General features: G+C 63.5%; 21 protein-coding genes. 19 read left to right on the top strand and 2 right to left on the bottom strand.

Going from position 1 to position 21,249, the window contains the following annotated elements; translation table 11 throughout:
• Nucleotides 1-76 precede the first annotated feature (76 nt).
• The 8 genes from C4Q26_RS04480 to murB all read left to right on the top strand — a co-directional run bounded on the left by C4Q26_RS04480 (nt 77) and on the right by murB (nt 6,979).
• Nucleotides 77-2,314 (top strand): DNA internalization-related competence protein ComEC/Rec2, encoded by a 2,238-nt coding sequence (locus C4Q26_RS04480; RefSeq protein WP_104882816.1) that lies wholly within the window; start codon nt 77-79, stop codon nt 2,312-2,314.
• A gap of 126 nt (nt 2,315-2,440) precedes the next feature.
• The gene (locus tag C4Q26_RS04475) at nt 2,441-3,076 is read left to right on the top strand and encodes a MotA/TolQ/ExbB proton channel family protein (RefSeq protein WP_023379394.1); all 636 of its coding nucleotides are present in this window, start codon (nt 2,441-2,443) and stop codon (nt 3,074-3,076) included.
• A complete protein-coding gene (locus tag C4Q26_RS04470) occupies nt 3,073-3,507 on the top strand; it encodes a biopolymer transporter ExbD (protein ID WP_023379395.1) in 435 nt (144 codons plus the stop codon). The genes C4Q26_RS04475 and C4Q26_RS04470 overlap by 4 nt, the downstream gene beginning before the upstream one ends.
• Nucleotides 3,507-4,508, top strand: a complete 1,002-nt coding sequence (gene lpxK, locus C4Q26_RS04465) for a tetraacyldisaccharide 4'-kinase (protein ID WP_023379396.1) — start codon at nt 3,507-3,509, stop codon at nt 4,506-4,508. Before C4Q26_RS04470 ends, lpxK begins: the two co-directional genes overlap by 1 nt.
• Nucleotides 4,509-4,552: 44 nt before the next feature.
• The gene (locus C4Q26_RS04460; protein ID WP_003247142.1) at nt 4,553-4,738 is read left to right on the top strand and encodes a Trm112 family protein; all 186 of its coding nucleotides are present in this window, start codon (nt 4,553-4,555) and stop codon (nt 4,736-4,738) included.
• A complete protein-coding gene (gene kdsB / locus C4Q26_RS04455; protein ID WP_027907743.1) occupies nt 4,735-5,499 on the top strand; it encodes a 3-deoxy-manno-octulosonate cytidylyltransferase in 765 nt (254 codons plus the stop codon). The genes C4Q26_RS04460 and kdsB overlap by 4 nt, the downstream gene beginning before the upstream one ends.
• On the top strand, nt 5,499-5,963 hold the full coding sequence (locus C4Q26_RS04450; RefSeq protein WP_104882033.1) for a low molecular weight protein-tyrosine-phosphatase: 465 nt from the start codon (nt 5,499-5,501) through the stop codon (nt 5,961-5,963). Before kdsB ends, C4Q26_RS04450 begins: the two co-directional genes overlap by 1 nt.
• Nucleotides 5,960-6,979 carry a UDP-N-acetylmuramate dehydrogenase gene (murB, locus tag C4Q26_RS04445; protein ID WP_104882815.1) on the top strand — a complete coding sequence of 340 codons (1,020 nt, stop codon included), beginning with the start codon at nt 5,960-5,962 and terminating at the stop codon, nt 6,977-6,979. Before C4Q26_RS04450 ends, murB begins: the two co-directional genes overlap by 4 nt.
• 369 nt (nt 6,980-7,348) lie before the next feature.
• Here murB and rne read toward each other — a convergent pair whose 3' ends face one another.
• Nucleotides 7,349-10,531 carry a ribonuclease E gene (gene rne, locus C4Q26_RS04440; protein WP_104882814.1) on the bottom strand — a complete coding sequence of 1,061 codons (3,183 nt, stop codon included), beginning with the start codon at nt 10,529-10,531 and terminating at the stop codon, nt 7,349-7,351.
• A gap of 782 nt (nt 10,532-11,313) precedes the next feature.
• Between rne and rluC the strand changes: the two genes are divergently transcribed.
• From rluC to C4Q26_RS04420, 3 genes are read left to right on the top strand one after another with little or no spacing between them, the layout of a single operon-like run.
• On the top strand, nt 11,314-12,270 hold the full coding sequence (gene rluC, locus C4Q26_RS04430) for a 23S rRNA pseudouridine(955/2504/2580) synthase RluC (RefSeq protein WP_023379401.1): 957 nt from the start codon (nt 11,314-11,316) through the stop codon (nt 12,268-12,270).
• Between the two features lie 3 nt (nt 12,271-12,273).
• Entirely contained in the window at nt 12,274-12,954 is a 681-nt protein-coding gene (locus tag C4Q26_RS04425; protein WP_104882813.1) for an HAD family hydrolase, read from the top strand.
• 2 nt (nt 12,955-12,956) lie between these two features.
• Nucleotides 12,957-13,943, top strand: a complete 987-nt coding sequence (locus C4Q26_RS04420) for a S49 family peptidase (RefSeq protein ID WP_023379403.1) — start codon at nt 12,957-12,959, stop codon at nt 13,941-13,943.
• A 282-nt stretch (nt 13,944-14,225) separates the two neighbouring features.
• On the opposite strand, the gene C4Q26_RS04415 is transcribed toward C4Q26_RS04420, so the two are convergent.
• Nucleotides 14,226-14,804, bottom strand: a complete 579-nt coding sequence (locus C4Q26_RS04415; RefSeq protein WP_027907749.1) for a nucleoside triphosphate pyrophosphatase — start codon at nt 14,802-14,804, stop codon at nt 14,226-14,228.
• A gap of 96 nt (nt 14,805-14,900) precedes the next feature.
• Here C4Q26_RS04415 and C4Q26_RS04410 point away from each other — a divergent pair, with 96 nt between their 5' ends.
• The 8 genes from C4Q26_RS04410 (at nt 14,901) to pabC (ending at nt 21,246) form a co-directional block, all read left to right on the top strand.
• Nucleotides 14,901-15,428, top strand: a complete 528-nt coding sequence (locus tag C4Q26_RS04410; RefSeq protein WP_023379405.1) for a YceD family protein — start codon at nt 14,901-14,903, stop codon at nt 15,426-15,428.
• Between the two features lie 13 nt (nt 15,429-15,441).
• On the top strand, nt 15,442-15,624 hold the full coding sequence (gene rpmF, locus C4Q26_RS04405) for a 50S ribosomal protein L32 (RefSeq protein WP_010223221.1): 183 nt from the start codon (nt 15,442-15,444) through the stop codon (nt 15,622-15,624).
• Nucleotides 15,625-15,627: 3 nt separating this feature from the next.
• Nucleotides 15,628-16,638 carry a phosphate acyltransferase PlsX gene (plsX, locus tag C4Q26_RS04400; RefSeq protein WP_081669717.1) on the top strand — a complete coding sequence of 337 codons (1,011 nt, stop codon included), beginning with the start codon at nt 15,628-15,630 and terminating at the stop codon, nt 16,636-16,638.
• 240 nt (nt 16,639-16,878) lie between these two features.
• A complete protein-coding gene (gene fabD / locus C4Q26_RS04395) occupies nt 16,879-17,817 on the top strand; it encodes an ACP S-malonyltransferase (RefSeq protein WP_023379407.1) in 939 nt (312 codons plus the stop codon).
• 15 nt (nt 17,818-17,832) lie between these two features.
• The gene (gene fabG, locus C4Q26_RS04390; RefSeq protein ID WP_023379408.1) at nt 17,833-18,573 is read left to right on the top strand and encodes a 3-oxoacyl-ACP reductase FabG; all 741 of its coding nucleotides are present in this window, start codon (nt 17,833-17,835) and stop codon (nt 18,571-18,573) included.
• Between the two features lie 202 nt (nt 18,574-18,775).
• Entirely contained in the window at nt 18,776-19,012 is a 237-nt protein-coding gene (acpP, locus tag C4Q26_RS04385) for an acyl carrier protein (RefSeq protein WP_009685065.1), read from the top strand.
• A gap of 174 nt (nt 19,013-19,186) precedes the next feature.
• Nucleotides 19,187-20,431, top strand: coding sequence for a beta-ketoacyl-ACP synthase II (gene fabF, locus C4Q26_RS04380; RefSeq protein ID WP_023379409.1), 1,245 nt, complete (start codon nt 19,187-19,189; stop codon nt 20,429-20,431).
• Nucleotides 20,431-21,246: an aminodeoxychorismate lyase gene (gene pabC, locus C4Q26_RS04375; RefSeq protein ID WP_104882812.1), complete on the top strand. Its 816-nt coding sequence runs from the start codon at nt 20,431-20,433 to the stop codon at nt 21,244-21,246. The genes fabF and pabC overlap by 1 nt, the downstream gene beginning before the upstream one ends.
• Nucleotides 21,247-21,249: the final 3 nt, after the last annotated feature.

Here is a 21,249-nt window from a genome sequence, read left to right as displayed (position 1 = left end):
TGACAATTGTTGAGCAAGCTCAGGCGCCAATTCGTCTATGCCTCAGAAGGTATTTTCGCTTCTGGAGCTCTATCTCATGCGCAAAGGGATGCTTGCGCTCGCCATTGGGCTGTTGTGCCTGGGGTTTCTGCCGGCCTTGCCGTCGGTCGGCTGGCTTTTGCTGCTTCTGTGCTGTGGCTTGGGCTGCCTGTGTGTTCGGTGGTGGTCGGTCGCCTGTTTTCTGCTGGGCGTGTGCTGGGCCTGCTGGTCGGCCCAGCAGGCCCTGGATGATCGGTTGGCGCCGCAGCTCGATGGCCGTACGTTATGGCTGGAGGGCAGGGTGGTCGGGTTGCCGACTCGCACCGCGCAAGGCGTGCGTTTTGAGTTGTCGCAGCCACTCTCGCGCCGAGCCGAGTTACCGACCCGTCTGCAACTGAGCTGGTTCGACGGTCCGCCGCTGCGCGCGGGCGAACACTGGCGTCTGGCCGTCACCTTGCAGCGCCCGACAGGCTTGCTCAACCCCCATGGTCCGGACCGCGAGGCAAGCCTGTTGGCCCGACGGATCGGCGCAACCGGCACGGTCAAGGCCGGCGAGAAGCTGTCGTCCGTAGCGGGCAGTTGGCGCGACCAACTGCGTCAGCGGCTGCTCGCGGTCCAGGCACAGGGCCGTGAAGCCGCGCTGGTTGCCTTGGTGTTGGGCGATGGAGCGGCATTGGCCCGGGACGATTGGCAAACCCTGCAGGCCACGGGCACGGTGCACTTGCTGGTCATCTCCGGGCAACACATCGGTCTGGTGGCCGGCCTGCTGTACGGGTTGGTCGCCGGGCTGGCGCGCTGGGGGCTCTGGCCTCATCGCCAGCCTTGGCTGCCGTGGGCCTGTGGCCTGGCCATGGCGGCGGCGCTGGGGTATGGCGGGCTGGCGGGGTGGGGCGTGCCGGTGCAGCGAGCCTGCTTGATGTTGGCCGTGGTACTGGCCTGGCGCCTGCGCTTCCGCCACATCGGTTCCGGGATACCCTTGCTGTTGGCGCTCATCGCGGTGCTGTTGTTCGAGCCATTGGCTGCGTTGTTGCCCGGGTTCTGGTTGTCTTTCGCCGCGGTGGCCGTACTCATTTACTGCTTCAGCGCACGTCTGGGTGGCTGGCGACCCTGGCAAGCCTGGACCCGTGCGCAGTGGGTAATCGCCATTGGCCTGCTGCCAGTGTTGCTCGCCACAGGGCTGCCGGTCAGCCTGAGTGCGCCCCTGGCCAACCTCTTTGCAGTGCCCTTGATCAGCCTGACGGTGTTGCCGCTGGCGTTGCTCGGCACGCTGCTGCTGCCATTGGGCAGTGTGGGCGAGGGCTTGCTGTGGCTGGCGGGTGGCTTGTTGGAGCTGCTCTTCTGGCTTTTGGGCAAGGTGGCGGGTTGGCGTTCTGCCTGGATGCCCGCTGCATTGCCCCTGTGGGCATGGCTGTTGGTGGCGGGCGGGGCACTGCTGGTGTTGTTGCCCAGAGGCGTGCCACTGCGTGGCTTGGGTGGGGTGATGCTGCTGGCCTTGTGGGTACCGCCAGAGCAGGTGTCGCAGGGGCAGGTGGAGGTCTGGCAATTGGATGTCGGCCAAGGGTTGGCGGTACTGCTGCGAACCCGAACCCACAGCCTTCTGTACGATGCAGGGCCAGCACGCGGTGACAGTGACCTGGGTGAATGGGTGGTGCTGCCGACCCTGCGCAAGCTGGGGGTGAGCCGCCTGGACATGATGCTGATCAGCCATGCCCATGCCGACCACGCCGGTGGCGCGCAGGCTGTGGCGCGCGGGTTGCCCATCGGGCGCCTGCTGGCGGGAGAGGCACAGGCGCTGTCTGGAGCGCAGCCCTGCGTCAGCGATGAGCGCTGGGAATGGGATGGCGTGCGCTTTTCGCTGTGGCGATGGCCCGAGGCGCAAGGCAGCAATGACCGCTCTTGCGTGCTACTGGTCGAGGCGCAAGGCGAGCGGCTGCTTTTGGCGGGTGACATGGAGGCGGGTGCCGAGCGTGCCTGGCTGGCCGCCAGCGAGCAGCCCGACATCGACTGGTTGCAATCGCCCCATCACGGTAGCCGCACGTCGTCCACCGAGGCTTTCATCAAGGCCACCAAGCCGCGTGGCGTGTTGATTTCGCGAGGGCGCAACAATGGGTTTGGCCATCCGCACCCGCAGGTGATCGAACGCTACCGGCGCCATGGCGTGGTGATTCATGATACGGCGGTGGAGGGGGCATTGCGCTTGCGCCTGGGGCATCGCGGTGGGGTAGAGGGCCTGCGTGCGCAGCGGCGTTTCTGGCGTGCGGCAGCCCCCTCGCCATCCAGCCAGGTACCGCGCTGATGCCTGTGGGAGCCGGCTTCGCGGCGATAGGGCCAGTGCCGTCGGCACAATTCCCTGACCTCCGGCAGATGAGCCCCCTCCGGTCCTATGGTAGAGTGGCGGCCTTTTTCCGAAGGGGCGTTTACTGTGTGGGAATTGGTCAAGTCCGGCGGTTGGATGATGCTGCCGATCATTCTGAGCTCCATCGCCGCCATGGCTATCGTCGTCGAGCGCCTGTGGACCCTGCGCGCCAGCCGTGTCACTCCGCCGCACCTGTTGGGCCAGGTGTGGATCTGGATCAAGGACAAACAGCTTACCAGTGACAAGCTCAAGGCCTTGCGCGCCGACTCGCCGCTGGGTGAAATCCTCGCCGCAGGCCTGGCCAACTCCCGCCATGGCCGCGAAATCATGAAAGAGTGCATCGAGGAAGCCGCCTCGCGCGTCATCCACGAACTGGAGCGCTACATCAGCACCTTGGGCACCATCGCCGCCATGGCTCCGCTGCTCGGCCTGCTGGGCACCGTGTTGGGCATGATCGACATCTTCAGTGCCTTCATGGGCTCGCAGATGACCGCCAATGCTGCCGTGTTGGCCGGGGGGATCTCCAAGGCCCTGGTCACCACCGCTGCGGGCCTGATGGTCGGTATTCCGGCAGTGTTCTTCCATCGCTTCCTGCTGCGCCGCATCGATGAGCTGGTGGTCGGCATGGAGCAGGAAGCGATCAAGCTGGTGGAAGTGATCCAGGGCGACCGCGAAGTGGAAGTGGCTGGAGGCAAGGCGTGAAGTTCCGGCGCAATCGCCAGCGGGAGAACGTCGACATCAACCTCGCGTCGCTGATCGACGTGGTGTTCGTGCTGCTGCTGTTCTTCGTCGTCACCACCACCTTCACCCGCGAAACCCAGTTGCGGGTCGAACTGCCCGAGGCCGCCAGTGCAGAGCAGCCACCAGCCGACCAGGACAAACTGGTGGAAATCACCATCAGTGCCGATGGCGTGTACTCGGTGAACAACCACCTGCTGCCCAAGAGCGACCTGGCCACCCTGACCGAGGCCATCGAGCGCGAATCCGGTGGTGACACTACGTTGCCACTGGCCATTAGCGCCGATGGCAAAACCCCGCACCAGGCCGTGGTCACTGCGATGGATGCTGCCGGTAAGCTCGGTTTCAGCCACCTGCGCATGACCACTGTCGAGGCTGCCCAGGGGACGCCTTGATGGCCTTCGCCGACCGTCTGCTCGCGGCCTGGTATGCCGGGCACCCGGCCCTGGCCCTGCTGCGCCCGCTCGAAGCCTTGTACCGGCGTGTGGTGGTGGGCAAGCGCGCGCGATTTCTCAGCGGCGAAAGCCCCAGCTACCGTGCGCCGGTGCCGGTCATCGTGGTGGGCAACATCACCGTCGGCGGTACCGGTAAGACACCGATGATTCTGTGGTTGATCGACCACTGCCGCCAGCGCGGGCTCAAGGTCGGCGTGGTCAGCCGTGGCTATGGCGCCAAGCCGCCGCAGTTGCCGTGGCGCGTCAGCGCCGAGCACAGTGCCGAACAGGCCGGCGACGAGCCGTTGCTGATCGTCCAGCGCACAGGCGTGCCGTTGATGATCGACCCAGACCGCTCCCGCGCCGTGCAGGCGCTGCTGGCCAGCGAACCACTGGACCTGATCCTGTGCGACGACGGCATGCAGCACTACCGCCTTGCCCGCGACCTGGAACTGGTGCTGATCGACGCCGCCCGTGGCCTGGGCAATGGCCGCTGCTTGCCGGCTGGGCCCTTGCGCGAGCCAGCCGAGCGCCTGCAGGCGGCCGATGCGGTGCTGCTCAACGGCGCCAGCGCTGACCGCGAGGGTGGTTTCGCCTTCAGCCTGCAGCCCTCTGCGCTGGTCAACCTGCGCAGTGGCGAGCGTCGTGCGCTGGACCATTTCCCTGCCGGCCAGGCACTGCACGCCGTGGCGGGCATCGGCAACCCCCAACGTTTCTTCAACACCCTCCTAGGGCTAAACTGGCAGCCGGTGCCGCATCCTTTCGCTGACCACGCGCAGTTCAGCGCTGAAAGCCTGGCCTTCAGCCCGCCGTTGCCGCTGGTCATGACCGAGAAAGATGCGGTCAAATGCCGGGCCTTCGCAGCGGATGACTGGTGGTACCTCACCGTCGAGGCGCAGCCCTCGCCAGCGTTCGTCGGCTGGTTCGACGGCCAGCTGCAGCGCTTGCTGCCCCAGCCCTGAGCCCTTATTCAACACACGGCCACCTGGCCTCAAGGACGCTTTCCATGGACACCAAACTGCTCGACATCCTGGCCTGCCCGATCACCAAGGGCCCGCTCAAGCTCAGCGCCGACAAGACCGAGCTGATCAGCAAGGGTGCAGGCCTTGCCTACCCGATCCGCGATGGCATCCCGGTTATGCTGGAGAGCGAGGCTCGCACCCTGACCGACGACGAGCGTCTGGACAAATGAACCTGAACTTCACCGTGGTCATTCCGGCCCGCCTGCGCTCCACGCGCCTTCCGGGCAAACCGCTGTTGCCGATCGCCGGCAAGCCGATGATCCAGCACGTCTGGGAACAGGCCCGCAAGAGCGGTGCCAACCGCGTGGTGATCGCCACCGACGACAGCAGTATCGTCGAAGCCTGCCAGGCATTCGGCGCCGAAGTGCTGATGACCCGTGCCGACCACGAGTCCGGCACCGACCGTCTGGCCGAAGTGGCGGCCCACCTGGGACTGCCTGCCGATGCCATCGTGGTCAACGTGCAAGGCGACGAGCCGCTGATTCCCCCGGTGATCATCGACCAGGTGGCGGCTAACCTGGCGGCCCACCCGGAAGCGGGCATTGCCACCCTGGCAGAGCCGATCCACGAGCCGCAGGCGGTGTTCAATCCCAACGCGGTCAAGGTGGTCAGCGACAAGAACGGGCTGGCCCTCACGTTCAGCCGCGCGCCACTGCCGTGGGCTCGCGATGCTTTCGCCAAGGACCGCGATCGACTGCCCGAGAGCGTGCCTTACCGCCGCCATATTGGCATGTATGCCTACCGCGTGGGCTTCCTCCAGGACTTCGTCAGCTGGGGCCCATGCTGGCTCGAGCAGACCGAGGCACTGGAACAGCTGCGCGCCCTGTGGCATGGCGTGCGTATTCACGTCGAAGATGCGATCGAAGCGCCAGCGGTGGGTGTGGATACCCCTGAAGACCTGGAGCGCGTCCGGCGCTTGCTGGAGGCCTGATGCGCGTTCTGTTCGTCTGCCTGGGCAACATCTGCCGTTCGCCGACCGCCGAAGGGGTGCTACGCCATCAACTGCGGGCCGCTGGCCTGGCCGACCAGGTGCACGTGGCCTCGGCCGGCACGGCTGAATGGCATGTGGGCAAAGCCCCTGACAGCCGCACCAGCAAGGCGGCGCTGGCGCGTGGCTACGACCTGTCGCGGCAACGTGCGCAGCAGGTGAAGGCGGCGCATTTCGCCGAGTACGACCTGATTCTGGCCATGGATGAAAGCAACCTCAGCCACCTGCGCGCCCTACGTCCGCATACGGCAAAAGGCGAGCTGGACCTGTTCCTGCGCCGCTACGGTGCTGAGCTCGACGAAGTGCCAGACCCTTACTACGGTGGGGCAGAAGGTTTCGAGCGCGTGCTGGACCTGATCGAAGCGGCATGCCGCGAGCTGGTCGTGGAAATCAAGGGGCGGTTATGACGGCGCATTGGCAGGAGCAGGTATCGCTCAAGGCCTACAACACCTTCGGCATCGACGTGAAGGCACGATATTTTGTCCAGGCCCACAGCGATGCCGAAGTGCGCGCGGCGTTGGCCGAGGCGCAGCAGTGTAACGTGCCGGTGTTCGTTCTGGGGGGAGGCAGTAACCTGCTGCTGACCCGCGACATCGACGCACTGGTGCTGCACATGGCCAGTCGCGGCCAGCGGGTGTTGCTGGACGATGGCAGTCGCGTGGTGGTCGAGGCCGAGGCCGGTGAGCCCTGGCATCCTTTCGTGCAATCGACGTTGGCGAAGGGTTTCAGTGGTCTTGAGAACTTGAGCTTGATCCCCGGCACCGTTGGCGCGGCGCCAATGCAGAACGTGGGTGCCTATGGCGTCGAGATCAAGGACGTGTTCGCTGGGTTGACCGCGCTCGACCGGGAAACCGGCGAGGTGCGGGATTTTGCCCTGGAAGAATGCGCGTTCGGCTACCGTGACAGCGTATTCAAGCGCAACCCAGGCCGCTGGCTGATCTTGCGCGTGCGCTTTGCCCTGAGCCGAGCCTTGCAGGCGCATCTGGATTACGGCCCGGTGCGCCAGCGTCTGGCGGAGCAAGGCATCGAACAGCCGACTGCGCAAGCGATAAGCGACGCGATCTGCAGCATTCGTCGCGAGAAATTGCCTGATCCGGCCGAGCTTGGCAATGCCGGGAGCTTCTTCAAGAACCCGGTGGTACCCGCAGCGGTGGCTGAGCGAATTCGTGCACAGCATCCAGGCGTGGTGGCGTATGCCCAGGCCGATGGCCAGGTCAAGCTGGCGGCGGGTTGGTTGATCGAACAGGCGGGCTGGAAGGGCTACCGTGATGGGGATGCCGGCGTGCATCGGTTGCAGGCGCTGGTGCTGGTCAATCATGGCCAGGCAAGTGGGGCGCAGTTGCATGATCTGGCGCGACGGATTCAAGCGGATATTTACGAACGGTTTGGGGTTGAGTTGGAGATGGAGCCCAACCTCTACTGAGGGCTGGGGTTGCCTTGCGCTTGTCTTAGGTTTAGAGGTGGTGGGTAAATCGAGCGCCGCCCGCGCGGCGCATCGCGAGCAAGGCTCGCTCCTACGCTTGTTTACGGCCAAACATGTCTGTGACAGGCGCACGTGACCGCTTTCTTGCGTCGTGTGACAGAGCGCTCGCGCGCAAATCCCGCAGGACTCATTGGCCCGAAACAAGCGTAGGAGCGAGCCTTGCTCGCGATGCGCCGCGCGGGCGGCGCTCGATCTCAAAGCCGCTGAAAAACCTCCGACAAGCGCATCCATCCTCAAACCAAAACGCTCCCCAAGAAAAAAGCCCCGCCCAGTTTGCACTGGCGGGGCTTTTTCACTCAGGCGATGGCATCAACCGTGGTGTGGCTTCTGCTCGTCAGCGGTTTCCAGCGCTGGCTCTCCAGCCGACGCAGCCGCTTCTTGCGCAGCCTTGGCCGCTGCTTCGGCTTCGAGGCGGCGGCGGCGCACTTCACGTGGGTCGTTCGGTGCACGGCCGTTTGGCAGCATCACGGTAGCAGGTGCTTCAGCCGCTGCTGGCTCGGAAACCACAGGGGCGGGCTCGGCCGCTACTTCGGGCTGGGCTTCGACCGCCGGGGCCACGACCACGGGCTCGGCAACCGGGGCCGCTTCAACGACCACAGGTGCCTGCTCGACTTCGACGGCAGGTGCTTCAACGGCGGCTACTTCCGCCGGCGCTTCGACAACCACCGCAGAGGCTTCTTCTACCGCAGGTTGTGGCGCGACTTCCACTGCCGGCTCGACACTGGCTTCAACCGGAGCGACCGGCTCGCTGACTGGCTGTTCGACCGCAGGGGCAATCGCCACTTCTTCAGCCTGTTCAGCCTTGACGCTTGCTTCAACCTGCTCGGCAGCCTGAGGCGCTTCGACGGTTTCAGTGCTGGCGACTTCAGCGGTGGCACGCTCTGCCTGCTGATTGGCTTCGGCCTCGGCGGTGGCGCTGATGTTGCTGGTGGCGACCGCGGCGGTGACGGCCAGGCCGGCTGCCAGTTCGGCACCCAGCTCGGTGGCCTGGTGCTGTTGTGGCTGCTCTTCGCTGCCTTCTTCCTCGCTGCCTTCGATCAGCTCGCCGTTGGCATTGCGCTGGCGCTCACGGCGGTTGCTGCGACGACGCTGACCGCGCGAACGGCGGCGTGGGCGCTCGCCATCGGCACCTTCCAGCTCGTCCTGCAGTTGCTCTTCGTTCGGCAGTTGCTCTTCGGCCTGCTCCGCAGCCTGTTCGCTAGCGCGAGGCTGGCGCTCCTCACGCGGTGGGCGCGGCGCACGCTCCTCACGGGGGGCGCGTTCTTCGCGTGGAGCGCGTTCTTCACGCGGAGCCCGCTCTTCGCGTGGTGCTCGTTCTTCACGCGGAGCGCGCTCTTCACGTGGCGCGCGTTCCTCACGCGGTGCACGTTCTTCGCGAGGCGCACGCTCTTCACGCGGTGCGCGTTCTTCTCGGGGCTGACGTTCTTCACGCGCGGTCGGTGCGGCGTCCAGCGGTTCGCGCAGTTCGCGTACCCGCTCTTCACGGTTGGCACGGCGATCTTCGCGGGGTTGGCGTGGTTGACGCTCCTCGCGTGGGGCGCGCTCTTCGCGGGCGACACGCTCCTCGCGCGGTGCACGTTCCTCACGCGGCTGGCGCTCTTCGCGGGGGGCGCGCTCGGCACGCTCTTCACGCGGCTTGCGTTCGTCGTCGCGACGGCCGTTTCGGTTGCGGCTCTGCTGGCGACCGTTACGACGCTCTTCGTTGCGTTGAGGGCGTTCGGTAGCGGGCTTCTCGGCGGCGGCCGCTGGCGCTGCGGCAGGCTCTTCCTTGCCGGCGAACAGGCTGACCAGCGACTTCACCAGGCCTTTGAACAGGCTTGGTTCTGGTGCGCTCGGGGCCGGGGCCGGGGCGGGTGTTGCGGCAGGCTGTTCTTCAGCGCTCGGGACCGGTGCGTTGGCGCGGGCCGGGGCGGTCTTGACAGCGGCTTCCTGACGAACCAGGGTGCGGGTGGCGGTCGGCTGCGGCGCTTCTTCGGTCTCGGCGGCGGCGATTTCGTAGCTGGACTGGTTGTTCAGCACGTCCGGGTTGTCGTCGCGCAGGCGCTGGACTTCGAAGTGCGGTGTCTCCAGGTGATCGTTCGGCAGGATGATGATGCGCGCACGGGTACGCAGTTCGATCTTGGTGATCGAGTTGCGTTTCTCGTTGAGCAGGAAGGCCGCGACTGGGATCGGCACTTGGGCGCGAACCTCGGCGGTGCGGTCTTTCAGCGCTTCTTCTTCGATCAGGCGCAGAATCGCCAGCGACAGCGACTCGACGTCACGGATGATGCCGGTGCCGGAGCAGCGTGGGCAGACGATACCGCTGCTTTCGCCCAGCGACGGACGCAGGCGCTGACGGGACATTTCCAGCAGGCCGAAACGCGAAATGCGGCCAACCTGGACACGGGCGCGGTCGGCTTCGAGGCATTCGCGCACGCGTTCTTCGACGGCACGCTGGTTCTTGGCCGGGGTCATGTCGATGAAGTCGATGACGATCAGGCCGCCGATGTCGCGCAGGCGCAGTTGGCGGGCGATTTCCTCGGCCGCTTCCAGGTTGGTCTGCAGGGCGGTTTCCTCGATGTCGCTACCTTTAGTGGCGCGCGCCGAGTTGATGTCGATGGACACCAGGGCTTCGGTCGGGTCGATCACGATCGAGCCGCCGGACGGCAGGTCGACGACGCGCTGGAAGGCGGTCTCGATCTGGCTTTCGATCTGGAAACGGTTGAACAGCGGCACGCTGTCTTCGTACAGCTTGACCTTGCTGGCGTACTGCGGCATGACCTGGCGAATGAAGGTCAGGGCTTCTTCCTGGGCGTCGATGCTGTCGATCAGCACTTCGCCGATGTCCTGGCGCAGGTAGTCGCGGATGGCGCGGATGATGACATTGCTTTCCTGGTAGATCAGGAAAGGCGCGGCGCGATCCTGGGACGCTTCCTTGATGGCGGTCCACAGCTGCAGCAGGTAGTCGAGGTCCCACTGCATTTCTTCGCTGCTGCGGCCCAGGCCGGCGGTGCGCACGATCAGGCCCATGTCGCCGGGAACGGTGAGGCCGTTCAGGGCTTCGCGCAGCTCGTTGCGCTCTTCGCCTTCGATGCGGCGGGAGATGCCACCGGCGCGCGGGTTGTTGGGCATCAATACCAGGTAGCGACCAGCCAGGCTGATGAAGGTGGTCAGGGCGGCGCCTTTGTTGCCGCGCTCTTCCTTCTCGACCTGGACGATGACCTCCTGGCCTTCGCTGAGGACTTCCTTGATGTTGACGCGGCCTTCAGGGGCTTTCTTGAAGTATTCGCGGGAGATTTCTTTCAGCGGCAGGAAGCCGTGACGTTCGGAGCCGAAGTCGACGAAGGCGGCTTCGAGGCTAGGTTCGATCCGGGTGATCTTGCCTTTGTAGATGTTGGCCTTTTTCTGCTCGCGGGCCCCGGACTCGATGTCCAGGTCGTAGAGACGTTGGCCGTCCACCAGGGCTACACGCAACTCTTCGGGTTGAGTCGCGTTAATCAGCATTCTTTTCATGTTGTACCGTCGGTTTCCGGGCTGCCGGAAACGGCGTTCGGCACACACGACTTCTCATGGTCGGTGCCAAGGTGCGCAAAGGGTGGTAAGGCCACCCCCGTGTCTGGCGACGTTCGGCACCAGCCGGTTGCCCAGCCTGCCGTTGTCGCGACGACGCGTCCTGTTTGCTGCGGTGTCATGAAGCCTGTGGTATCCGAATCAACCAAGCAGGCCTCGTGCACTCAGTCAGGAGGAGGAATCAACCGTCAGCCGTGGACGCCCGGAGGCATCTGTTCAGGACCTTATCCGCTCGCCGGCCATTCAGTGGGCCGGTGGCCGGACGCGGTGCTACACGGTCCGAGGGCTGTGCATCTCCACCCTGCACGTATCCCTGATAATTCGGGTGCTGCCGCGCGCTGAATCCGCAACGGGTTGCATTTTTCGCCAGCGCATGTTCTGGGCTGGCGCCATTCATGTCCGAGGCAGGTATTTCCGAAGCATTCGCCAAACGTTGCGTGGAAGCGACGGGCGGGCAGAGGTGCAGCGAAAAGAATCGGGTAAGCAGGTGAAACACCGCACTTGTCGTTTTTTTTCGGTCTTCTCTACACAGCGCTGGTGGCGATTCCAGGCAATTCGGTAAACTGGCGAAAACCCCGTCGGACGGCCTCGCGTCCTCGAGAATTGCGTTGGTCAGGGCCGGCGAAGAGCCTGGTGCCGCTGGCCTGCCGCTTTTGGCGGCGTTCGCGACTATAGCAGTAATGATTAAGTGCTTCAATTCCATAAAAAATTGTTATGATCCCGCCATGACGACCAATACCCCTCCGACTTCCGGCGTTCAGCTGATCGAAGTCGCGCCGGAACTTGCCGGCCAACGCATCGACAATTTTCTCATTACGGCCCTCAAGGGCGTGCCCAAGACACTTGTGTACCGCATCCTGCGCAAGGGTGAGGTGCGGGTGAACAAGGGGCGGGTCAAGCCTGAATACAAGATTCAGGCCGGCGACATCGTCCGTGTACCGCCTGTCCGGCTGCCTGAGCGCGACGAGCCAGCGCCGGTCGCCCAGGGCTTGTTGCAGCGGTTGGAGGCGGCCATCGTCTACGAAGACAAGGCGCTGATCGTGATGAACAAGCCGGCTGGCATCGCCGTGCATGGCGGTAGCGGCCTGAGCTTTGGTGTGATCGAAGCGCTGCGTCAATTGCGTCCGGAAGCCAAGGAGCTGGAGTTGGTGCACCGCCTGGACCGCGACACCTCTGGCCTGCTGATGATTGCCAAGAAGCGCAGCATGTTGCGCCACCTGCATGCCGCGTTGCGCGGTGATGGCGTCGACAAGCGCTACATGGCGCTGGTGCGCGGACATTGGCCGACGTCCAAGAAGCAGGTGAGTGCGCCCTTGCAGAAGAGCAACCTGCGCTCCGGTGAGCGTATGGTCGAGGTGGATGAAGAGGGCAAGGAGGCGTTGACGCTGTTCCGCGTCCTGCGCCGTTTCGGTGAGTTCGCGACCATCGTCGAGGCGCGTCCGATCACCGGTCGTACCCATCAGATACGCGTGCACACCTTGCATGCCGGTCACATGATTGCCGGCGACAGCAAGTATGGTGACGAAGATTTCTCCCGCGAGATCCGCGAGCTGGGTGGCAAGCGCCTGTTCCTGCATGCCTATGCCCTGACCGTGCCGCTGCCGGATGGTGGTGAGCTCAAGCTCGAAGCGCCCGTGGATGAAATGTGGGCCAAGACCATTGAACGCTTGAGTGCGAGCTGATCCATGCGAAGCCGTTACGAGCTGTTGATCTTCGACTGGGACGGCACTCTGGCCGATTCCATTGGTCGCATCGTTCATGCCATGAACGTCGCTGCCGAGCGCGCTGGCGAGTTGCCAAGTGATGATGAGGCGGTGAAAGGGATCATCGGCCTGGCGCTAGATGAGGCCATTGCCACGCTGTATCCGCATCTCGATGCTGTGCAGGTTGAACGTTTCCGTCAGCGCTATGCCGATATTTACGTGGCTCTGGATCAACAGCCTTCGCCGTTGTTCGACGGCGTGGTGGAGTCGCTGGAAGCGTTTCGTGCCGAGGGCTACCGCTTGGCGGTGGCCACTGGCAAGGCCCGTCGAGGCCTGGATCGGGTGCTCAAGGCCAATGGCTGGGAGCACTTTTTCGATATTACGCGTGCGGCGGATGAGTCGCGCGGCAAGCCGCACCCGCTGATGCTCGAGCAGATTCTCGGCCACTGCCGGGTCGATGCCGGGCGTGCGTTGATGGTGGGGGATTCGGCATTCGACCTGCAAATGGCCAGCAATGCCGGCATGCACTCGGTTGCAGTGGGTTATGGCGCCATGTCGCTGCACGCGTTGGCCGAATTTGGCCCGCAAGTGTGCATCGATCATTTTTCTCAGTTGCGCGACTGGCTGTCCGGTTCCGCGCACGTTCAATTCCAAGGTAGGTGAGCATGGCTGACGAATGGAAGGCGCCCGAGCCCGAAGGTGACGGCGAAGAGCGCAAGAGCTGGAAGTTGCTGGAGAAGACTCTGCTGGCGGGTGTTCAGGAGCAGCGCCGCGCGCGCCGCTGGGGGATTTTCTTCAAGCTGCTGACCTTTCTCTACCTGTTCGGCATCTTGTTCCTGTTCATGCCGATGATGGATGTGGACAAGGCGGCTTCGCGCAGTGCCAGTCACACCGCGCTGGTCGAGGTGCGTGGGGTGATTGCCGACCAGGAAGCAGCCAGCGCCGACAATATCGTCAAGGGGCTGCGCGAGGCGTTCAGGGATGCCAAGACCAAGGCCGTGGTGATGCGCATCAACAGCCCGGGGGGCAGTCCGGTTCAGGCGGGTTACGTGTATGACGAGATCCGGCGTCTGCGGGCCGAATACCCGGCTATCAAGCTCTATGCGGTGATCAGCGATCTGGGGGCTTCCGGTGCCTACTACATTGCCAGCGCCGCTGACGAAATCTATGCCGACAAGGCTAGCTTGGTGGGTTCTATCGGGGTTACCGCGGCGGGTTATGGCTTCGTTGGCTCGATGGAGAAGCTCGGTGTCGAGCGTCGCACCTATACGGCAGGCGAGCACAAGGCCTTCCTTGATCCGTTCTCGCCTGAGAAGCCTGAGGAGAGGGCGTTCTGGCAGGGTGTGCTGAACACCACGCATCAGCAGTTCATCGCCATGGTCAAGCAGGGGCGGGGCGATCGTTTGAAGGACAAGGAGCATCCGGAGCTGTTCAGTGGCCTGATCTGGTCCGGTGAGCAGGCCAAGGCGCTGGGGTTGGTGGATGGCCTGGGCAGTGCCAGCTATGTGGCGCGTGAGGTCGTTGGCGAGAAAACACTGGTGGACTTCACTGTGGAAGAGTCGCCGTTCGATCGGTTCTCCAAGCGCATTGGTGCCAGTGTGGCGGAGCACCTGGCGATGTGGATGGGGTTCCAGGGGGTTCAGTTGCGTTGAGTGATCGTCGCGCGCGCTGAGGTGGGTGTGAGATCGAGCGCCGCCCGCGCGGCGCATCGCGAGCAAGGCTCGCTCCTACGTTTGTTTCGGGCCAGTAACCCCAGCAATAGGCGCGCGCGACCGCCTTGTTTGTACGGCTCAATATCGCGCCCAGCACCAAAGCGGTCGCGCGCAGATCCCACAGGCATAATTGGCCCGAAACAGACGTAGGAGCGAGCCTTGCTCGCGATGCGCCGCGCGGGCGGCGCTCGATCTCACTCGCGCCGAAGCCCCCAGGCCGTACTAGGGCACTGCCACCCCCTCAACCTTCAACATATCCACCAGCCGAATCAACGGCAGCCCGATTAGGCTGGTCGCATCGCACCCATGGGTGCTTTTGAACAAACTCACGCCCAACCCTTCTGCCTTGAAGCTGCCCGCGCAATCGAGTGGTCGTTCCGCTTCCACGTAACGCTCCACGCGCGCTCGATCCAGCTCTCGCATCGTCACCGTGAACGGCACGCAATCGACCTGGCATTGCCCTGTGGCGCTGTTCAGTAGCGCCAGGCCGGTCAGGAAGGTCACTTGCTGTCCGCTGGCCTCCAGCAGTTGCTCGCAGGCCCGTTCGAACGTATGGGGCTTGCCGAGGATCTGTTCGCCGAGCACCGCTACCTGGTCGGAGCCGATAATCAGGTGGTCCGGGTAGCTGACCGCCAGTGCTTGCGCCTTCTGTCTGGCAAGACGTCGAACCAGCTCCGTAGCCGGCTCGTCATCAAGCCTGCGCTCGTCTACGTCGGGGCTTGCCCAGATAAAGGGCAGGCGCAGGCGCTCAAGCAGTTCGCGCCGATAGGGAGAGCTGGAAGCCAGTAACAAGGGAAGCATGATAGACTCCTGATCGTTTGAACCGAATTCTAACATGTGAGATGCCGCCGAATTTCCTTTGACAGGGGCGGGGGGCATCCCTAGAATGCTGCGCCTATGTTGAATGACCCGATTCCACCTCACGTTGACCCGCGCAAATTAGCCGATCGTGGCGTAACCATTAATGGTTCGCTGCTACTCGCTGATTTGGAAAGACTCTGCGACCCGCTTTCCGACGATGTCGGTACGGTGCAGGCGAAGTTCGATTTTGAACGAGATGAACAGCACGTGGTGGTTATCCACAGCGAGCTGGATGTCGAAGTCAAAATGGTTTGCCAGCGTTGTCTTGAGCTGGTCACCCTGCCGATTCACAGCGAATGTACATACGCTGTGGTGAAGGAGGGTGCGAATACCCAGTCGTTGCCGAAAGGCTATGACGTGCTGGAACTGGGCGAAGATCCTTTGGATCTGCAGGCATTGATCGAGGAAGAGCTTCTGCTCGCCTTGCCAATCGTGCCTGCTCATCATCCGGAAGAATGCCAGCAGCCGGCGGGCGCAGACGAGCCCGAATCGAGCAAGGACGAGGTATCGCGGTCCAACCCGTTCAGTGTTTTGGCGCAGTTAAAGCGTGACCCAAACGTTTAGGAGTTAATCAATTATGGCTGTTCAGCAGAACAAAAAATCCCGCTCTGCCCGTGACATGCGCCGTTCCCACGACGCCCTGTCGGAAAACGCGCTGTCGGTAGAGAAAACCACCGGTGAAGTACACCTGCGTCACCACGTGTCGCCAGAAGGCGTATACCGTGGTCGCAAAGTGATCGACAAGGGCGCTGACGAGTAATCCTTGTCCGCTCAGATCATCGCGATCGACGCAATGGGCGGGGACTTCGGTCCCCGCAGCATTGTCCAGGCAAGCATTGCCTGCCTTTCGGCTACTCCCTCGCTACACCTGACCCTCGTCGGTCAACCCTCCCTCCTCGAAGAGCTTGTCAGCGGCCTACCGGCTGCGGATCGCGCGCGCCTGCAGATTGTTGCGGCCAGTGAGGTGGTCGGCATGGACGAGCGGCCCTCCCAGGCGTTGAGGGGCAAGCCGGATTCGTCGATGCGCATTGCCCTTGAACTGGTGCGTGATGGCAAGGCCCAGGCCTGCGTGAGCGCTGGCAACACCGGGGCGTTGATGGCGCTGTCGCGCTTCGTGCTCAAGACCTTGCCCGGCATCGATCGGCCGGCCATGGTGGCGGCGATCCCTACCCAGACGGGCTACTGCCAGTTGCTCGACCTGGGCGCCAATGTCGACTGCAGCGCCGAAAACCTCTACCAGTTCGCCGTGATGGGTTCGGTGGCCGCACAGGCGTTGGGTATTCATCGCCCGCGCGTGGCGCTGTTGAATATCGGCACCGAGGACATCAAGGGCAACCAGCAGGTCAAGCTGGCGGCCACCTTGCTGCAGAATGCCCGGGGCCTCAACTACGTCGGTTTCGTCGAAGGTGACGGCCTGTACCGCGGCGAAGCGGATGTGGTGGTGTGCGACGGTTTCGTCGGCAATATCCTGCTCAAGTCCAGTGAGGGCCTGGCGACCATGATCGGTGCGCGCATCGAGAAGCTGTTCAAGGGTGGTGTGCTATCGCGTGCCGCCGGTGCCTTGGCCATGCCTTTGCTCAAGCGTCTGCAGGACGACCTTGCGCCTGCACGGCACAATGGTGCCAGCTTCCTGGGGTTGCAGGGTATCGTCATCAAGAGCCATGGCTCGGCGGGCGTGCAGGGTTTCCAGAGTGCGATCCAGCGAGCGTTGATCGAGATTCAGGAGAACCTGCCGCAGCGCCTGCATGGTCGGCTTGAAGACCTGTTGCCTTAGTTTGCCGGCATCGGCCGCTTCGCAGGCAAGCCGGCTTCTGCATGGCGCGCACGCTTGCGGTGTGCGCCTTCCTGTTGGTGATGAGGTCGCGGCTGACACGACAAAGGCCTTAGGCATATCGCCGATGAAGTGCTTAAATGTGACCGCTTGGTCTGCGTCTTCATCCAAGCTTTCAGATTCCGCGTCCGGCCCAAGGCCCGACGCACCCTATCCGACGACAAGATCATAAGGGCTTGTTCAATGTCTGCATCCCTCGCATTCGTCTTTCCCGGTCAAGGTTCCCAGTCGCTGGGCATGCTTGCCGAGCTCGGCGCCGAGAAGCCGGTGATCATCGAGACCTTCAAAGAGGCCTCTGACGCTCTGGGTTACGACCTGTGGAAACTGGTCCAGGAAGGCCCGGAAGAACAACTCAACCAAACCGACAAAACCCAGCCGGCCATCCTTACCGCCTCCATCGCGTTGTGGCGCCTGTGGCTGGAAGAGGGCGGCGCGCAGCCAGCCTTCGTTTCTGGCCATAGCCTGGGTGAGTACAGCGCGCTGGTCGCCGCTGGCAGTCTGTCGCTGAAGGACGCCGTTCGCCTGGTCGAACGGCGCGGTCAGCTGATGCAAGAGGCCGTGCCTGCTGGTCACGGCGCCATGGCAGCGATCCTTGGCCTGGATGACGCCGTGGTCGTGGAAATTTGTGCAGAAGCGGCTGAAGACGAAGTGGTCAGTGCGGTCAACTTCAACTCGCCGGGCCAGGTGGTCATCGCCGGTAACAAGGCTGCGGTCGACCGTGCCATCGAGCTGTGCAAGGCCAAGGGTGCCAAGCGCGCCCTGCCGCTGGCGGTCAGCGTGCCGTCGCACTGCGCCCTGATGAAGCCTGCCGCCGAGCGTTTCGCCGAATCGGTCAACGCCATCGAATGGAAGGCCCCGCAGATTCCGGTCGTGCAGAACGTCACCGCCGCTATCGCCGCCGACCTCGATACACTCAAGCAGGACCTGCTGGCGCAGTTGTACCAGCCGGTACGCTGGGTCGAGTGCGTGCAGACCCTGGCGGCCAATGGCGCCGTCAACCTGGTCGAATGCGGCCCTGGCAAGGTTCTGGCAGGCCTGAACAAGCGTTGCGCGGATGGCGTGACCACTTACAACCTCAATACCCCTGATGCCGTCGCTGCCACCCGTGCGGCGCTGGCCTGATTTGGAGAAGCTTGCATGAGCCTGCAAGGTAAAGTTGCACTGGTCACCGGCGCCAGCCGTGGTATCGGCCAGGCCATCGCCCTCGAGCTGGGCCGCCAGGGCGCGACCGTGATCGGTACCGCCACTTCGGCTTCCGGCGCCGAGCGCATCGCTGCCACCCTGAAAGAGCACGGTATTGCCGGTACCGGCATGGAACTGAACGTCACCAGCGCCGAATCCGTCGACGCCGTGCTGTCCGCCATTGCCGAGCAGTTCGGCGCTCCGGCTATCTTGGTCAACAACGCTGGCATCACCCGCGACAACCTCATGCTGCGCATGAAGGACGACGAGTGGTTCGACGTCATCGACACCAACCTGAACAGCCTCTACCGTCTGTCCAAGGGCGTGCTGCGCGGCATGACCAAGGCGCGTTGGGGTCGTATCATCAGCATCGGCTCGGTGGTCGGTGCCATGGGTAACGCAGGTCAGGCCAACTATGCCGCCGCCAAGGCCGGTCTGGAAGGCTTCAGCCGCGCCCTGGCCCGCGAAGTCGGCTCGCGTGGCATCACCGTCAACTCGGTGACCCCAGGCTTCATCGACACTGACATGACCCGTGAACTGCCAGAAGCGCAGCGCGAGGCTCTGCAGAAGGAAATTCCGCTGGGCCGCCTGGGCCAGGCCGAGGAAATCGCCAAGGTGGTTTCCTTCCTGGCATCCGACGGCGCAGCCTATGTCACCGGCGCTACTGTGCCGGTGAACGGCGGGATGTACATGTAAACTGCAACTCAATGTGACGGATTGCTTAAAAAAAGAGTCATACTCCGAGCCTAAAATCCGTTATAAAGCTGCAACCAGATTCCAGGCAGAGGCTTGGTCGAGTCATACGAAGGTGTGTTCCGCTTGAAAAGCGAACGTCTTTCTATAAACTTGGACACCGGCCAGCTGCCTGACATATGTCCATTAGGAGTGAAAACTAGGTATGAGCACCATCGAAGAACGCGTCAAGAAAATCGTCGCCGAGCAACTGGGCGTCAAGGAAGAAGAAGTGACTGCTGAGAAGTCCTTCGTCGATGACCTGGGTGCCGATTCGCTTGACACCGTTGAGCTGGTGATGGCTCTGGAAGAGGAATTCGAGACCGAAATCCCTGACGAAGAAGCCGAGAAGATCACTACCGTTCAAGCTGCTATCGACTACGTCAAAAACCACCAGGCTTAAGACGTTTTAGTCGACGCTTCTTGTCGGGAAAAACCGCACTGCCTTTGCCGGCGTGCGGTTTTTTCTTTGCGAGGCGCCTGCGTCGCGCAACGAGCATCGAGAGCTTGTTGCCATTTCATTCCGTTGCCTTGAATGCAATGGCAAGAAACTCTGTTATTAGAAAAGGAGAGTACTGTGTCGCGTAGACGCGTCGTGGTCACCGGTATGGGTATGCTGTCGCCACTGGGTACCGATGTACCGAGCACCTGGCAGGGCATTCTGGCTGGCCGCAGTGGCATCGGTCCGATCGAACACACGGACCTGTCTGCCTACTCCACCCGTTTTGGCGGCTCGGTGAAGGGCTTCGAGGTCGAGCAATACCTGTCGGCCAAAGAGGCTCGCAAACTTGACCTGTTCATCCAGTACGGCCTGGCGGCCGGCTTCCAGGCAGTGCGTAACGCCGGTCTGGAAGTGACCGATGCCAACCGTGAACGCATTGGCGTGGCCATGGGCTCGGGGATCGGCGGTCTGACCAACATCGAGGACACTAGCCGCACCCTGCACGAGCAGGGGCCGCGCCGTATTTCGCCGTTCTTCGTGCCGGGTTCGATCATCAACATGATCTCGGGTTTCCTGTCGATCCACCTGGGTCTGCAGGGGCCGAACTACGCCATTGCCACCGCGTGTACCACGGGTACCCATTGCATCGGCATGGCTGCGCGCAACATCGCCTACGGCGAAGCCGACGTGATGATTGCCGGCGGCGCCGAAATGGCCGCTTGCGGCCTGGGCATGGGCGGCTTCGGCGCCTCCCGCGCGCTGTCTACGCGCAATGACGAGCCGACCCGCGCCAGCCGTCCCTGGGACAAAGGCCGTGATGGCTTCGTGCTGTCCGATGGTGCCGGTGCCCTGGTACTCGAAGAGCTGGAACACGCCAAGGCCCGTGGCGCCACCATCTATGCCGAGCTGGTTGGTTTCGGCATGAGCGGCGACGCGTACCACATGACCTCGCCGCCCGACTCCGGTGAAGGCGCTGCCCGCTGCATGGCCAATGCCCTGCGCGATGCCGGTATCCAGCCTGAGGAAGTGAGCTACATCAACGCCCACGGTACGTCTACCCCCGCCGGTGATGTCGCCGAAGTGGCCGCGATCAAGCGCGTGTTCGGCGAACATGCCTACAAGCTGGCCGTGAGCTCCACCAAGTCGATGACCGGTCACCTGCTGGGTGCCGCCGGTGCGGTGGAGGCGATTTTCAGCGTCCTGGCCATCAACAGCCAGATGGCGCCGCCTACCATCAACCTGGACGAGCCGGATGAAGGCTGCGACCTCGACTTCGTGCCCCACGAAGCACGTAGCATGAATATCGACGTTGTACTGTCCAACTCCTTCGGCTTTGGCGGCACCAACGGTTCGCTGGTGTTCCGCCGGTTCGCCGGTTGATGCACAGCTGGATCGACGGCCAGCCTGCGACTGCGGTCAATCTGCAGAATCGCGGCCTGGCCTACGGCGATGGCCTGTTCGAGACCCTCGCCGTGCGCAGTGGGCGGCCCAGCTTGCTGGAGGGCCACTTCGCCCGCCTGGCGCTGGGTTGCCAGCGTCTGGGCATCGACGCCGACCTGGCCCTGGTCCGCGATGAAGTCCTGCGTTATGCCAGTCAGCTCGGCGACGGTGTCGCCAAGCTGATCCTCACCCGAGGCGATAGTCAGCGCGGCTACGCTCCGGCTCCCGGCGCTGCCCCCCGGCGCATCCTGCAAGCCAGCCCGCTGCCCAGCTATCCTGAGCAGCATGCCGAACTTGGCGTGCGCTTGTTCGAGTGTCAGACCCGCCTCGGGGAACAACCGCTGCTGGCCGGCCTCAAACACCTCAACCGCCTGGAGCAGGTGCTGGCCCGCGCCGAATGGCAGGACAGCGAACATGCCGAAGGCCTGATGCGAGATGGGCAGGGCAGGGTGATCGAAGGGGTCTACAGCAACCTGTTCATGGTGCGTGACGGCGTGTTGCTCACCGCCGATCTGTGTCGTTGCGGCGTGGCTGGCGTGATGCGTGGGGCCTTGCTCGAACAGGCACAGGCGCTGGCAATCCCGGTGCAGGTCCGTGACCTGGCCTTCGGCGAGCTGCAGCAGGCGGACGAGGTGTTTGTCTGCAACAGCGTCTATGGCATCTGGCCGGTGCGGGCATTGGCTGCGCTGAACTGGTCGCCGGGGCCGCTCACTCGTAAACTGCAGGCCGTTGCCCGTACGTTACTGGAAACCTGAATT

Source organism: Pseudomonas sp. SWI44 (genome assembly GCF_002947915.1).
Taxonomy (GTDB): Bacteria; Pseudomonadota; Gammaproteobacteria; order Pseudomonadales; family Pseudomonadaceae; genus Aquipseudomonas; species Aquipseudomonas taiwanensis.
Note: the sequence above shows the minus strand (reverse complement) of the source record. Positions and strands in the feature narration are given on the sequence as shown.

Excerpts from the sequence above, each read along its gene's own strand:
- C4Q26_RS04450 (WP_104882033.1), top strand. The coding sequence starts at position 5,499 with ATGCGCGTTCTGTTCGTCTGCCTGGGCAACATCTGCCGTTCGCCGACC.
- C4Q26_RS04420 (WP_023379403.1), top strand. The coding sequence starts at position 12,957 with ATGGCTGACGAATGGAAGGCGCCCGAGCCCGAAGGTGACGGCGAAGAG.
- C4Q26_RS04410 (WP_023379405.1), top strand. The coding sequence starts at position 14,901 with ATGTTGAATGACCCGATTCCACCTCACGTTGACCCGCGCAAATTAGCC.
- lpxK (WP_023379396.1), top strand. The coding sequence starts at position 3,507 with ATGGCCTTCGCCGACCGTCTGCTCGCGGCCTGGTATGCCGGGCACCCG.
- murB (WP_104882815.1), top strand. The coding sequence starts at position 5,960 with ATGACGGCGCATTGGCAGGAGCAGGTATCGCTCAAGGCCTACAACACC.
- rpmF (WP_010223221.1), top strand. The coding sequence starts at position 15,442 with ATGGCTGTTCAGCAGAACAAAAAATCCCGCTCTGCCCGTGACATGCGC.
- fabG (WP_023379408.1), top strand. The coding sequence starts at position 17,833 with ATGAGCCTGCAAGGTAAAGTTGCACTGGTCACCGGCGCCAGCCGTGGT.
- acpP (WP_009685065.1), top strand. The coding sequence starts at position 18,776 with ATGAGCACCATCGAAGAACGCGTCAAGAAAATCGTCGCCGAGCAACTG.
- C4Q26_RS04460 (WP_003247142.1), top strand. The coding sequence starts at position 4,553 with ATGGACACCAAACTGCTCGACATCCTGGCCTGCCCGATCACCAAGGGC.
- C4Q26_RS04425 (WP_104882813.1), top strand. The coding sequence starts at position 12,274 with ATGCGAAGCCGTTACGAGCTGTTGATCTTCGACTGGGACGGCACTCTG.
- pabC (WP_104882812.1), top strand. The coding sequence starts at position 20,431 with ATGCACAGCTGGATCGACGGCCAGCCTGCGACTGCGGTCAATCTGCAG.
- C4Q26_RS04480 (WP_104882816.1), top strand. The coding sequence starts at position 77 with ATGCGCAAAGGGATGCTTGCGCTCGCCATTGGGCTGTTGTGCCTGGGG.
- rne (WP_104882814.1), bottom strand. The coding sequence starts at position 10,531 with ATGAAAAGAATGCTGATTAACGCGACTCAACCCGAAGAGTTGCGTGTA.
- kdsB (WP_027907743.1), top strand. The coding sequence starts at position 4,735 with ATGAACCTGAACTTCACCGTGGTCATTCCGGCCCGCCTGCGCTCCACG.
- C4Q26_RS04415 (WP_027907749.1), bottom strand. The coding sequence starts at position 14,804 with ATGCTTCCCTTGTTACTGGCTTCCAGCTCTCCCTATCGGCGCGAACTG.
- fabD (WP_023379407.1), top strand. The coding sequence starts at position 16,879 with ATGTCTGCATCCCTCGCATTCGTCTTTCCCGGTCAAGGTTCCCAGTCG.
- rluC (WP_023379401.1), top strand. The coding sequence starts at position 11,314 with ATGACGACCAATACCCCTCCGACTTCCGGCGTTCAGCTGATCGAAGTC.